General features: G+C 69.4%; 10 protein-coding genes. 9 read left to right on the top strand and 1 reads right to left on the bottom strand.

The genetic code is table 11. The features are described 5' to 3' along the window. The first annotated feature begins 43 nt into the window (after window positions 1–43). Genes BM198_RS19300 through BM198_RS19285 form a run of 4 tightly spaced genes read left to right on the top strand, consistent with a single transcriptional unit; the run spans window position 44 to window position 4225 of the window. The gene (locus tag BM198_RS19300; protein WP_074971773.1) at window positions 44–1378 is read left to right on the top strand and encodes an alginate export family protein; all 1335 of its coding nucleotides are present in this window, start codon (window positions 44–46) and stop codon (window positions 1376–1378) included. Window positions 1379–1398: 20 nt separating this feature from the next. Continuing rightward, complete coding sequence (locus BM198_RS19295) at window positions 1399–2496, top strand: polyamine ABC transporter substrate-binding protein (protein ID WP_074971772.1); 1098 nt, start codon at window positions 1399–1401, stop codon at window positions 2494–2496. A gap of 45 nt (window positions 2497–2541) precedes the next feature. Further along, entirely contained in the window at window positions 2542–3024 is a 483-nt protein-coding gene (locus BM198_RS19290) for a DUF3237 domain-containing protein (RefSeq protein WP_074971771.1), read from the top strand. A 40-nt stretch (window positions 3025–3064) separates the two neighbouring features. Then, a complete protein-coding gene (locus BM198_RS19285; protein ID WP_074971770.1) occupies window positions 3065–4225 on the top strand; it encodes an MFS transporter in 1161 nt (386 codons plus the stop codon). A gap of 122 nt (window positions 4226–4347) precedes the next feature. On the opposite strand, the gene BM198_RS19280 is transcribed toward BM198_RS19285, so the two are convergent. Further along, complete coding sequence (locus BM198_RS19280; RefSeq protein ID WP_074971769.1) at window positions 4348–5643, bottom strand: OprD family porin; 1296 nt, start codon at window positions 5641–5643, stop codon at window positions 4348–4350. Window positions 5644–5942: 299 nt separating this feature from the next. Between BM198_RS19280 and mhpT the strand changes: the two genes are divergently transcribed. From mhpT to BM198_RS19255, 5 genes are all read left to right on the top strand, one after another. Continuing rightward, window positions 5943–7145 carry a 3-(3-hydroxy-phenyl)propionate transporter MhpT gene (mhpT, locus tag BM198_RS19275; RefSeq protein ID WP_074971768.1) on the top strand — a complete coding sequence of 401 codons (1203 nt, stop codon included), beginning with the start codon at window positions 5943–5945 and terminating at the stop codon, window positions 7143–7145. 161 nt (window positions 7146–7306) lie between these two features. After that, entirely contained in the window at window positions 7307–8137 is an 831-nt protein-coding gene (locus BM198_RS19270) for a p-hydroxycinnamoyl CoA hydratase/lyase (RefSeq protein ID WP_074971767.1), read from the top strand. Between the two features lie 75 nt (window positions 8138–8212). Further along, entirely contained in the window at window positions 8213–9655 is a 1443-nt protein-coding gene (locus BM198_RS19265) for an aldehyde dehydrogenase (protein WP_074971766.1), read from the top strand. Between the two features lie 136 nt (window positions 9656–9791). Next, window positions 9792–11603 (top strand): feruloyl-CoA synthase, encoded by a 1812-nt coding sequence (locus tag BM198_RS19260; RefSeq protein ID WP_208610376.1) that lies wholly within the window; start codon window positions 9792–9794, stop codon window positions 11601–11603. After that, window positions 11600–12832 (top strand): thiolase family protein, encoded by a 1233-nt coding sequence (locus tag BM198_RS19255; RefSeq protein WP_074971764.1) that lies wholly within the window; start codon window positions 11600–11602, stop codon window positions 12830–12832. The genes BM198_RS19260 and BM198_RS19255 overlap by 4 nt, the downstream gene beginning before the upstream one ends. Window positions 12833–12843: the final 11 nt, after the last annotated feature.

Genomic DNA, 12843 nt, shown 5'->3' with positions numbered 1-12843 from the left:
TCCACTGCCCTGTAACACAAGAACAAATGCACAGGAGCTCACCATGTACCGCACCCTGCGTTTCCAGCGGGCGCTGACCGCGCTCGCCCTCCCGCTGGCCAGCCAGGCCGCACTGGCCGGCTACACCTTCGAAGAGAGCGACCTCTCCGGCGAGGCGACCCTCACGGCAGGCGCTTCCACCGTCATGACCCGCAACGTCAACTTCGGCGCCGGCCGCGTCGATCAGCGCAACGGCCGCAACGGCGGCACCCGCGTCGACTGGCAGGAGATGTACCTGAAGCCGGGCGTGACCCTGAAGTACGGGGTGACGCCGGACTTCGACCTGATCGCCGGTGGCTCGGTGGTCGCCTCCAAGACCCTGGGCGACGGCGATGCCGGCGGCTTCACCCGCAGCTCCGACGGCCAGGTCTCCACCGAGGAGCTGTACGCAGGGTTCCGTGCCGGCGAGTGGACCTTCACCGCCGGCCGGCAGAACTACAAGGTGGGCACCGGCTTCATCGTCATGGACGGCAACCTCGACGCCCTGGATGACGGCGCCTACTGGCTCGGCCCGCGTACCGCCTTTCGGGACTCCGGGCTCCTCGCCTGGGACCACGGCGCCCTGAAGGTCCAGGCCTTCAGCCTGCGCACCGACACCCAACTGGGCGACTACCGCCTCAACGGCGCCAACCTCGACTACGACCTCGACGGTCGCGTCACCCTGGGCGCCATGGCGATGAACGTGGATTCGCTGACCCGCCACTACAGCACGCCGATCCGCCGCGACGGCATGCACGTCTACAACCTGCGTGCACTGAACGGCAAGCTGCCGGGCCTGGATGCGCTGACCCTGAACGGTGAATATGCCGTGCAGCGCGGCAGCGGCGACGGTGTCGACTACGACGCCAAGGCCTGGTACGCCCAGGCTGACTACGCCTTCGAGACGCTGCCGCTGACCCCGGTGCTGGGCTATCGCTACGCGGTGTTCTCCGGCGATGACGACGTCACCGACACCACCCAGAAATCCTGGGACCCGCTGGCCAAGGGCTTCGTCGACTGGAGCACCTGGCTGGTGGGCGACGTGATGGGCAACTACGTGCTCTTCAACAGCAACGAGCGGGTGCAGCAGTTCTCGGTGAAGACCCGGCTGAGCCAGACCCTGGCCCTGGGGGCCATCCACTACCAGTTCTGGCTGGACGAGAAGAACTACCAGGGCGTGGCCGTCGATGACCGTCGCTTTGCCGACGAGAGCGTGGTGTACCTCGACTGGACACCCACCGAGCGGCTGTACACCTCGCTGTCGTACAACTGGGTGGACCCGAAGGCGGCCGCCAAGCAGGTGTTCGGCAACGACGACCGCTTCAGCGCCCTCGAACTCTATTTCACCTACCGTTACTGATCGCGCCAGGAGACCTCGCCATGAAACCCTTCCGCATCGCGGCCGCCTTGGCCCTGGCGCTTGCCACCCTGGCCGGCGCCCACGCCGACGAGCGCACCGTGCGCATCTACAACTGGATCGAGTACCTGCCGCCCGACGTGCTCAAGGACTTCCAGAAGGAGACCGGCATCCGCCCGGTGTACGACGTGTTCGACAGCGTCGAGACCCTGGAGTCCAAGCTGCTCACCGGCAATTCCGGCTATGACGTGGTGTTCCCCAGCAGCGCCAACATCGGCAAGCTCATCACCGCCGGCGCCTTCGAACCACTGGACCGCGCCAAGCTGCCCAACTGGCAGCACCTGGACCCCACCTTCATGACCAGCCTCGAAGCGGTGGGCGATGCCGGCAACCGCTTCACCGTGCCCTACCTCTGGGGCACCACCCTGATCGGCTACAACGTCGACAAGGTGCAGGCGGCCCTGGGGCCGAACGTGGCGATGAACACCTGGGACCTCATCTTCAAGCCCGAGAACCTCTCGAAGCTCGCCAGCTGCGGGGTCGGCTTCCTCGATGCCGGCAACGAAATCCTGCCCATCGCCTTGCACTACCAAGGGCTGCCGCCCAACAGCGAGGACCGCGGCGACTACAAGAAGGCTGCCGAGGCGCTGCAGGCGATCCGCCCCTACGTCACCTACTTCAACTCCTCGCGCTACGGCATGGACCTGGCCAACGACGAGATCTGCGTCGCCGTCGGCTGGTCCGGCGGCGTGGCACTGGCGCGCAAGCTGGCCAACGCCGCCGGCAAGGGCGTGAAGGTGACCATGGCGATGCCGAAGGAGGGCGCGCCGATGTGGTCCGACGTGATGGCCGTGGCGGCCAAGGCCTCGCACCCTGACGAGGCCCACGCCTTCATCAATTACATCCTGCGGCCCGAGGTGATCGCCCGCATCAGCGATGCCATCGGCTACCCCAACCCCAACAAGGACGCCACCGCCCTGGTGTCGCCGGAGATCCGCAACGACCCGAACATGTACGTCTCCGACGAGGTGCGCCGGACGCTGTTCCCGCTGGAGCCGGTGTCTTCCGCCACCGAGCGGGTGCGCACCCGCACCTGGACGACCGTGAAGACCTCCCACTGACCCCGCCGGCCCGGGGCGACCCGGGCCCCTTGCGAGGAGCGACCCATGCAAGACGACATGAGCGTGCCGGCACCGGCGCTGGAGTGGGTGATGACCCTGGACGTGGCCATCGGCGAGCCCCAGCCCCTGGGGGAGGCCATCGACGGGCGTCGTGCCAACTACCCGATCCTCGGTGGACATTTCGTCGGTCCGGGCCTGCAGGGCGACGTGCTGCCCGGTGGCGCCGACTTCTACTGCCTGCGTCCGGATGGGGTCGGCGACCTGGACGCCACCTACAGCCTGCGTACCGACCGGGGCGAGCTGATCAACGTGCACAACCGGGGCTTCCTGGTGCTCAGCGAGGAGGGCCGCCGCCGTGAAGACGAGGGCACCTGGCCGTTGCCGGAACACCTCTATCGCTGCACCTGCAGCCCGCGCTTCCAGGTGGCACGGGGCGCGCTCGGCTGGCTCACCGAGGCCGCCTTCATCGGGCGGGTGACCTACCCCGGCGAGGACCGGGTCGTCATCCGCATCTACCGGCTGGACTGACCCGCCCGGGCCTCGCGCCCGTCTTTCAGGATTCGACACCATGATCACGCATCACTCGCGAGCCGCCCGCGCGGCCTGCATCTTCGTGGCCGCCATCGCCATCCTGGTGGTGGGCATCCAGCCGGTCTTCATCGGCCTGATGGCCGAACGCCTCGGCCTCTCGCTGCCCCAGCAGGGCACCCTGATCGCCGTGGAAATGTGCGGCTCGGTGATCGGCACGCTGCTGGTTCCGCTGTTCGCCGCGCGCCTGGGCAATCGCCTGGCTTGCCAGTCCATGGCGGCCGCCCTGGTGCTGTTCAACGCCGCTGCCTGCCTGGCCGACGCCCTGGGGCCGCTGCTGGCGCTGCGGTTGCTGGCCGGAATGGCTTCCGGTGCGCTCTATGCCCAGGCGGTGTTCGCCCTGGGGCGGATGCCGGGGCCGGACCGCTCCTTCGGCCTGCTGCTGTTGACGCAGACACTGGTCTTCGCGCTGATGGCGGCCGTCGTTCCGCAGCTGGCCGAGCACCTCGGAGGCGGGGTTGCCCTGGGGGTGATCACCGGCTGGTTCGCGCTGGCGTGGTGGGCGTGTGGCGTGCTGCCGCGCCAGCTGGAGGTTGGCGAGGCGGTGCTGAGCGGCCCTGCTGCCTGCGGCTCGGCAGCCGTCGGCATCGCCGCGTTGCTGGGCATGCTCTGCCTGCAGTTTTCCATCTACGCGGTGTGGGGTTTCGTCGACGGGCTGGCCGGTGAACAGGGGCTGGATGCCGCCCAGGTGGGCTGGGCCGTCAGCCTCGGGCTGCTGGGCGGGCTGCCCGGTGCCGGCCTGCCGAGCCTGCTCGGTCGGCGGGTCGGGCGCTTGCCGATGATCCTCGTCGGCAGCCTCTGCGTCGCGCTGTCCGTGGTGCTGCTGGCCCGTGGCGTCGAACACGCCGCCGGGCTGGCGGGCGTGGTGTTCCTGATGAACTTCGGCTGGGTCCTGGCGCTGACCTACTACATGGCGGCCGTGGTCACCCATGACCCGGACGGTCGCCTGGCGCGCCTGGTCAGCGTGGTGCAGGTGAGTTCGGCTGCCAGCGCACCCACCTTGCTGAGCCTGGCGATGGGCAGCGACGGCCAGGGGCTGATCTTCACCTTCTCCCTGGTGGCGGTGCTGTTCGGCGGTGTGCTGCAACTGCTCGCACGCATGGCCCAGCGCCGACCCGCCGGGCGCTTTCTTGCGGATTGATCGGCATGCCGTGCGCCTTGCTGCCAATGCCGCCCCTGGCCGACAGGGGGGCGGCCGTGCCGAGAGCGGGGCAGGGCGCAGGACCGTCGCGGACCGTTGCCGCGACGGTCGGTTGCCGGCGGCTACCAGATCGGCAGCGTGTAGGTCACCAGGAAGCGGGTCTGGTTCTCGTCGCGGAAGGCGGCGCCGGTGGGGAAGTCGTTGCGGTAGAAGGACTGCCGCACACGGAAGCCGACGTTGCGCAGCGGCCCCTCCTGGATCACGTAGCCGGCCTCCCACTGCAGCTCGCGCTCCTTGCGGTCATCGGCGCGCAGGGCCGCCAGCTCGATGTGGTCCCCGCGCACGTAGCGCAACCGCGCGGTCAGGCCCGGCACGCCGGACGCCGCGAAATCGTAGTCCCAGATCGCCTGCCACATGCGCTCCCGGGCGTTGAGGTAGTCCGAGCTCATGGTCATCTCGCTGATGCCCATCAGCTCGGTGCCGGAGAGGTAGGGCGTGGCGGTGTCGCCGGACTGGTGCGCATAGCCCAGGGTCCAGCGGTGCCCGCCCAGGCCGTAGGCGAACTGCAGGGAGAGGTGGCGGTTGTCCACCTTGCCGGCTTCGGCGCGGCCGTTGTCGTCGCTGAAGAAGGCGCGCACGTCGGTACTCAGGTTGCCGGGGCCCACGGGCAGCTTGTGCAGCAGGCCGAGGTAGGCCTGGTCGTAGAGGTCGGGGGCTTCCAGGTAATGAGCCTTGAGCGTGAGTGCCGGGCTGACGGCGTAGTCGGCCCCCAGCAGGTTCACGTGGGACGTGGTGGCGCGCCCGTTGAAGCGCCCGTTGGGCGAGGCGATGGACATGGCCTCGTAGTTGGTGGAGTTGCGCTTGGCGATGCGGTCCAGGTAGCCGGCATGCAGGGTCAGGCCCTCCACCTGGCCGGAGGTCAGGTATGCCCCGCGAAAGGTCTGCGGCAGCAGGCGCGAGGGGCTGGAGAGCGCCGAGGGCAGGGCCAGGTTGAGGTCACCGGCCTGCAGCAGGCTCTTGTCGACCTTCACCTTGCCGGTCAGCCCCAGGCGTGCGTACTCGTCGGCGGCGCGGCCGCTGCTGGGGGACACCGGCAGCAGCTCGGTGCCGCTGCGCGAGGGCGAGGAGTCGAGCTTGACCCCCAGCAGCCCGGTGGCATCCAGGCCGAAGCCCACCGGGCCAGGGGTGAAGCCGGACTGGAACTTGAGGATGAAGCCCTGGGCCCACTCGCGGGCTTCGGACTTGGCGCCATCGTCCTGGTAGTCACGGTCCAGGTAGTAGTTGCGCAGGGTCAGGCTGGCGTGGCTGTCGTCGACGAAGCCGTCCGCCAGGGCGGTTCCGGTGGCCAGGCTGAGCAGCAGCGGCGAAAGGTGGCAAAGCGGGTGCGGGCGCTGGGCGCGACCAGGGCGTGCAGGCATGTGCGGAGTCCTTTTGTTGTTCTTGTGGGCATGCGACGGCACAGGGCCGATCGCGACCGCAGGATGGAAGTGCCGACCCGGCTTATCAATTGGGAGTGGCCGTTAATCGAACATTAAAAACATTAACTTGTTTGCCTGATTCGTGGTGGCAGGACGCCAAGTCCTTGTCACAGAAGGAAGATCCGTTGCCAGTGGCAGGCGGAGGCTGGGGGCTGTTTTTTTAGTTTTGTTTGTTAATCTTCTGAAGCCGGACGACGGCCTGTCGTCCCTTCACAAGAACAATAAAAGCGAGGCCTTCCATGCACGCCACTACCGGCCGCTCGCGGCTGACCATCCTGCTGTGCTTCATCGTCGCCCTGATCGAGGGGCTTGACCTGCAATCCGCCGGCATCGCCGCTGCCGGCATCCGCGCCGCCTTCAACCTGGACCCGAAAATGATGGGCTGGATGTTCAGCGCCAGCATCATCGGCCTGCTGCCCGGGGCCTTCCTCGGTGGCTGCATCGCCGACCGCATCGGCCGCAAGAAGGTGCTGGTGGCGGCGGTGGTGCTGTTCGGCATCTTCTCCCTGTGGACCGCCTACGCCGGCAGCCTGACCGGACTCCTGGCGGCGCGCTTCCTGACCGGGCTGGGCCTGGGCGCGGCGCTGCCGAACCTGATCGCGCTGTGCGCCGAAGCCGTAGAGGAGCGCCAGCGCAGCACCGCCATCAGCATCATGTACTGCGGCGTGCCCCTGGGCGGGGCGGTTGCGGCCCTGGTGGGCATGCTGGCCGGCGAAGCCTGGCAGTGGGTGTTCATCGTCGGGGGCGTCGCGCCCCTGGTCATCGCCCCGCTGATGCTGCTGATGCTGCCCGAGTCCGCCGCCTTCCATCAGCAGCGCGACCAGGGCGGCGCGGTGCGTCCGTCCACCGTCGAAGCGCTCTGCGGCGACGGTCGCACGCGCATCACCCTGTCCCTCTGGGTCAGCTACTTCTTCACCCTCACGGTGATGTACATGCTGCTCAACTGGCTGCCTTCGCTGCTGCTGGAGCTTGGCTTCAGCAAGCCCCAGGCGGGCATGGTGCAGATGGTCTTCAACGTCGGCGGGGCCCTGGGCTCGTTGATGGGCGGCGTGCTGCTGGACCGCTTCCGCCGCACGCCGGTGGTGCTGTCCATCTACACCGGCCTGTTGCTGGCCCTGGCCGGCATCGGCTTCTCCGGCAGCGTCGCGAGCATGGCGGCGGCAGGCTTCGCCGCGGGTGTCTTCGTGATGGCTGCGCAGCTGGTGCTCTACGCCCTGGCGCCGGCCTACTACCCGACCCAGGTCCGGGCCACCGGGGTCGGGGCGGCGGTGGCCGTCGGCCGGCTGGGCTCGGTCAGCGGGCCCCTGGCCGCCGGGCAGATCCTCGCCGCCGGCGCCGGCACGGCCGGCGTACTGATGGCCGCAGCGCCCGGCCTGCTGGTGGCGGCGCTGGTGGTGGTGGCCCTTGGCAGCCGTGCCGGAAGGCCGCTGGCTTCGGCCTGAAGTCGTGTGTTCTGGGCTGGTTTGGTTACGCAGGCTAATCAGTAGCCGGGTGCCGACCCGCTCTGGTTCGCTGATCGCACAGTGCGAATTAATCGTTAATTGACATAACTAAATGGCCGGCATACCTTGAGGCCATTCCAAAACAAGAGCAGGTACGCGACATGAGCAACTACGAGAACCGCTGGCAGACCGTGAAAGTCGACGTGGAGGAGGGCATCGGCTGGGTGACCCTCAACCGCCCCGAGAAGCGCAACGCGATGAGCCCGACGCTGAACCGCGAGATGGTCGACGTGCTCGAAACCCTGGAGCAGGACCCGGACGTGGGCGTGCTGGTGCTGACCGGCGCGGGCGAGTCCTGGACGGCCGGCATGGACCTGAAGGAATACTTCCGCGAAGTGGACGCCGGCCCCGAGATCCTCCAGGAGAAGATCCGCCGCGAAGCCTCGCAATGGCAGTGGAAGCTGCTGCGCATGTACGCCAAGCCCACCATCGCCATGGTCAACGGCTGGTGCTTCGGCGGTGGCTTCAGCCCGCTGGTGGCCTGCGACCTGGCCATCTGCGCCGACGAGGCGACCTTCGGCCTGTCGGAGATCAACTGGGGCATCCCCCCGGGCAACCTGGTGAGCAAGGCCATGGCCGACACCGTGGGCCACCGCCAGTCGCTGTACTACATCATGACCGGCAAGACCTTCGATGGCCGCAAGGCCGCCGAGATGGGCCTGGTGAACGAGAGCGTGCCGCTGGCCCAGCTGCGCGAGACCACCATCGAGCTGGCACGCAACCTGCTGGACAAGAACCCGGTGGTGATGCGTGCCGCGAAGAATGGCTTCAAGCGTTGCCGCGAGCTGACCTGGGAGCAGAACGAGGACTACCTCTACGCCAAGCTCGACCAGTCCCGCCTGCTGGACAAGGAAGGCGGCCGCGAGCAGGGCATGAAGCAGTTCCTCGACGACAAGAGCATCAAGCCCGGCCTGCAAGCCTACAAGCGCTGACAGCGCGCGCTCCGGGGGCGTTCGCCTGGTTCGCCAGGCACCGTCCCCGCAGAACAATCACAACAGGAGCAGATCATGTTCGACGTGCCTTTGCTGATCGCCGGCCGTACCCGTCCTGCCGCCACCGGCGCGGTGTTCGAGCGCCACAGCCCCTTCACCGGTGAAGTCGTCAGCCGCGTGGCCGCCGCCACCCTGGAAGACGCCGATGCCGCCGTGGCCGCCGCCCAGGCCGCCTTCCCGGCCTGGGCCGCCCTCGGTCCCGCCGAGCGCCGGGCGCGCCTGCTGGAGGCGGCCCGCCTGCTGGAGGCCAGCCGCGAGCGCTTCATGGCGATGGCCGTGGAAACCGGCGCCACCGCCGACTGGTACGGCTTCAACGTGAAGCTGGCCGCCAACATGCTGCGCGATGCCGCCGGCATGACCACCCAGATCAAGGGCGAAGTGATCCCTTCCGATGTACCCGGCAGCTTCGCCATGGCCCTGCGTCAGCCCTGCGGCGTGGTGCTGGGCATCGCGCCCTGGAATGCACCGATCATCCTCGCCACCCGTGCCCTGGCCATGCCCCTGGCCTGTGGCAACACCGTGGTGCTCAAGGCCTCGGAGAACAGCCCAGCGGTGCACGCGCTGATCGGCGAGGTGCTGCAGCAGGCAGGCCTGGGCGATGGCGTGGTCAACGTCATCAGCAATACCCCGGCAGACGCTGCCGCCATCGTCGAGCGGCTGGTGGCCAACCCGGCGGTGCGCCGCGTCAACTTCACCGGCTCCACCCATGTCGGCCGCATCATCGGCCAGCTCGCCGCGCGCCACCTGAAACCGGCGGTGCTGGAGCTGGGCGGCAAGGCGCCGCTGCTGGTGCTGGACGACGCGGACCTGGACCAGGCCGTGGCCGCCTCGGCCTTCGGGGCCTACTTCAACCAGGGGCAGATCTGCATGTCCACCGAGCGGCTGGTGGTAGACGCGCGCATTGCCGACGACTTCGCCGCGCGCCTGGCGAGCAAGGTCGGCACCCTCAAGGCCGGCTTGCCCGGCGAGGCGGTACTCGGCTCGCTGATCGACGCCCAGGCGGGCGCACGCATCATGGCCCTGGTGCAGGACGCCCTCGACAAGGGCGCGGTCCTGCTGGCCGGTGGTGAATGCAGCGGCAGCGTGATGCAGCCGGTGCTGCTGGACCGGGTCACCCCGGCCATGCGCCTGTACCGCGAGGAATCCTTCGGCCCGGTGGCGGTGATCCTGCGCGGGCAGGGTGACGAGGAGCTGCTGCGCCTGGCCAATGACTCGGAGTTCGGCCTGTCGGCGGCGATCTTCAGCCGCGATGTGTCCCGTGCCCTGGCGCTGGCCCAGCGCGTGGAGTCGGGCATCTGCCACATCAACGGCCCGACCGTGCATGACGAGGCGCCCATGCCCTTCGGCGGGGTGAAGTCCAGCGGCTACGGCAGCTTCGGTTCCAGCGCGAGCATCGAGCAGTTCACCCAGTTGCGCTGGGTGACGGTGCAGAACGGCCCGCGCCACTACCCCATCTGAGCGGCACGAACTGAATACGCCGGGCCCTGCCCGGTATCGCACCGCGCCCGCCGTCCGGGCGCGGTCGGAGGTGATAACAGTGAACAATGAATCCTCCGTCCAGCCCGCCGCCCGCTACCGGCCGGTGTCCCTGGGCATGCCCGACGTGCGCATCGAGGCGCGCGCCGGCAACCTCTACCTCAACCCCCGTGAAGTACTGCAGCCGCTTCCCGGGCGCCTGCTGGACCGCCTGCTGCACTGGGCCGAAGTGCGTGGCGAGCAGACCTTCGTGGCCCGCCGCGACGCCCAGGGCGCCTGGCAGGCCATCAGCTACCGCGACATGCTCGGGCGCATCCGCCGCATCGCCGCGCACCTGCTGGACTACGGGCTGAGCCCGGCGCGGCCGCTGGTGATCCTCTCCGGCAACGACCTGGAGCACCTGCAGCTGGCCTTGGCGGCCTATTACATCGGCGTGCCGTACTGCCCGGTGTCGCCGGCCTATTCGCTGGTGGCCCGTGATTTCGCCAAGCTGCAGCACATCGTCGACCTGCTGCAGCCCGGCCTGGTGATGGCGGCGGACGGCGACGCCTTCGCCCGCGCCATCGAGGCGGTAGTACCGACCGAGGTGCCCCTGCTGCTGGTGCAGGGCGACGTGGCGGGGCGCCCGCAGCAGCGCTTCGATGCGTTGCTGGCCCCCCGCGACCCGGCGGCTGCCGACGCCGCCTTCGCCCGCACCGGGCCCGACACCATCGCCAAGTTCCTCTTCACCAGCGGCTCCACCAAGCTGCCCAAGGCCGTGGTCACCACCCAGCGCATGCTCTGCGCCAACCAGCAGATGCTGCAGCAGACCTTCCCGGTGTTCGGCGAGGCACCGCCGGTGCTGGTGGACTGGCTGCCGTGGAACCACACCTTCGGCGGCAGCCACAACGTCGGCATCGTCCTCTACAACGGCGGCAGCCTGTACCTGGACGACGGCCGCCCGACGCCCCAGCTGTTCGGCGAGACCCTGCGCAACCTGCGGGAAATCTCCCCCACCGCCTACCTCACCGTGCCCAAGGGCTGGGAAGAGCTGGTGGAGGCCCTGGAGCGGGACGCCGAGCTGCGCGAACGCTTCTTCGCCCGCATCACGCTGTTCTTCTTCGCTGGCGCCGGCCTCAGCCAGCCGGTGTGGAACCGCCTGGACCGCATCGCCGAGCAGCACTGCGGCGAGCGCATCCGCATGATGGCCGGCCTGGGCATGACCGAGACCGCCCCGTCCTGCACCTTCACCACCGGGCCGCTGTCCCTGGCCGGCTACGTCGGCCTGCCGGCGCCGGGCTGCGAAGTGAAGCTGGCGCCGGTGGACGGCAAGCTGGAGGCACGCTTCCGTGGCCCCCACGTGATGCCCGGCTACTGGCGCCAGGACGAACTGAACCAAGAGGCCTTCGACGAGGAAGGCTTCTACCGCTCCGGCGATGCCCTGCGCTTCGCCGACGCCGAGCGACCGGAGTGGGGGCTGATGTTCGATGGCCGCATCGCCGAGGACTTCAAGCTCAGTACCGGCGTTTTCGTCAGCGTCGGGCCGCTACGCACCCGCGTCATCCTACAGGGCGCGCCCTACGTGCAGGACGTGGTGGTCACCGGGCCGGACCGCCAGCGCATCGGCCTGCTGGTGTTCCCCAACCTGCCGGCCTGCCGCGAACTGGCCGGGCTCGGGCCCGAGGCCAGCGTCGAGGCGGTGCTGGCCGCGCCCGCGCTGAAAACCTGGCTGGCCGGCTTGCTGGCCACCCTCAACCGCGAGGCCACCGGCCTGGCGTCGCACATCGCCTGGGCCTGCCCGATGGTGGAGCCGCCGAGCCTGGATGCCGGGGAGATCACCGACAAGGGCTCGCTCAACCAGCGGGCCGTGCTCGGCCGCCGCGCCGAGCTGATCGACCGGCTCTACGACGATCCCGCGCGCCACTGCGTGCTGGCGGAGGCGGGCGCATGAAAGGCCAGTTCGAGCTGTTCCGCGAAGTGGCGCTGCTGGCCGGCGCCCGCACGCCCTGGGTCGACTACTGCGGCCCGCTGGCCCAGGTTTCGCCCATCGACCTCGGCATCCACGTCGCCCGTGCCGTGTTGGCGCGGGCCGGCGTGGCGGGCGGGCAGGTGGACAGCGTGCTGGCCGGCAGCATGGCCCAGGCCAGCTTCGACGCCTACATGCTGCCCCGGCACATCGGGCTCTATGCCGGCGTGCCGTTGGAGGTGCCGGCCTTGGCGGTGCAGCGGATCTGCGGGACCGGCCTGGAGCTGCTGCGCCAGGCCGGCAACCAGCTGGAGCGCGACAGCGCACGCCTGGCGCTGTGCGTGGCCACCGAGTCCATGTCGCGCAACCCGATTGCCAGCTACGAGCACCGGGGCGGCTTCCGCCTCGGCGCACCGGTGGGCTTCAGGGATTTCCTCTGGGAAGCGCTGCTGGACCCGGCCATCGGCCAGACCATGATCGACACCGCGCAGAACCTCGCCCAACGCTACGGCCTGCGCCGCGAAGAGGTGGACGCCTTCGCCCTCGGCAGCTTCCGCAAGGCCCTGGCGGCCCAGGCAAGCGGCTGGTTCGACGCCGAGATAGCCCCCGTCGAGCGTGCCCGTTTCGAGCTGCCGGGCTATCAACCCCGTGCTCTGGACCTGCCGCGCAAGGTCACCCGGCTCAGTCACGACAGCCACCCCCGCGAGACCAGCCTGGACGCCCTCGCGGCCCTTTCTCCGGTCAGCCCCGGATCGGTACAGACCGCCGGCAACAGCTGTGCCCTGGTGGACGGTGCCGCCGCCATGCTGGTGGGCGACGCCCGGGGTGCCAAGGCGCCATTGGCGTTGCTGCGGGCCAGCGCCGTGGTCGGGGTGCCGCCGGAGATCATGGGCATCGGCCCGGCGCCGGCCATCCGCCTGCTGCTGGAGGGGGCCGGCCTGACGCTGGACGCCATCGACAGCCTGGAGATCAATGAAGCCCAGGGCGCCCAGGTGCTGGCCGTGCAGCGCGAGCTGGAGCTGGACCCGGAGCGCCTCAACCGCCACGGCGGCGCCATCGCCCTGGGGCACCCCCTGGCCGCCACCGGCCTGCGCCTGGCCCACAGCGTCGCCCGCCAACTGGCCGTGCGCGGTACCCGCTACGGCATCGCCGCCGCCTGCATCGGCGGCGGACAGGGCATGGCCCTGCTGCTGGAAAACCCCGCCCCTCGCTGAAGGATTCGCCC

Source organism: Metapseudomonas otitidis (assembly GCF_900111835.1).
In the GTDB taxonomy this organism is placed as follows: domain Bacteria; phylum Pseudomonadota; class Gammaproteobacteria; order Pseudomonadales; family Pseudomonadaceae; genus Metapseudomonas; species Metapseudomonas otitidis.
Note: the sequence above shows the minus strand (reverse complement) of the source record. Positions and strands in the feature narration are given on the sequence as shown.

Excerpts from the sequence above, each read along its gene's own strand:
- BM198_RS19300 (WP_074971773.1), top strand. The coding sequence starts at position 44 with ATGTACCGCACCCTGCGTTTCCAGCGGGCGCTGACCGCGCTCGCCCTC.
- BM198_RS19295 (WP_074971772.1), top strand. The coding sequence starts at position 1,399 with ATGAAACCCTTCCGCATCGCGGCCGCCTTGGCCCTGGCGCTTGCCACC.
- BM198_RS19290 (WP_074971771.1), top strand. The coding sequence starts at position 2,542 with ATGCAAGACGACATGAGCGTGCCGGCACCGGCGCTGGAGTGGGTGATG.
- BM198_RS19285 (WP_074971770.1), top strand. The coding sequence starts at position 3,065 with ATGATCACGCATCACTCGCGAGCCGCCCGCGCGGCCTGCATCTTCGTG.
- BM198_RS19280 (WP_074971769.1), bottom strand. The coding sequence starts at position 5,643 with ATGCCTGCACGCCCTGGTCGCGCCCAGCGCCCGCACCCGCTTTGCCAC.
- mhpT (WP_074971768.1), top strand. The coding sequence starts at position 5,943 with ATGCACGCCACTACCGGCCGCTCGCGGCTGACCATCCTGCTGTGCTTC.
- BM198_RS19270 (WP_074971767.1), top strand. The coding sequence starts at position 7,307 with ATGAGCAACTACGAGAACCGCTGGCAGACCGTGAAAGTCGACGTGGAG.
- BM198_RS19265 (WP_074971766.1), top strand. The coding sequence starts at position 8,213 with ATGTTCGACGTGCCTTTGCTGATCGCCGGCCGTACCCGTCCTGCCGCC.
- BM198_RS19260 (WP_208610376.1), top strand. The coding sequence starts at position 9,792 with ATGCCCGACGTGCGCATCGAGGCGCGCGCCGGCAACCTCTACCTCAAC.
- BM198_RS19255 (WP_074971764.1), top strand. The coding sequence starts at position 11,600 with ATGAAAGGCCAGTTCGAGCTGTTCCGCGAAGTGGCGCTGCTGGCCGGC.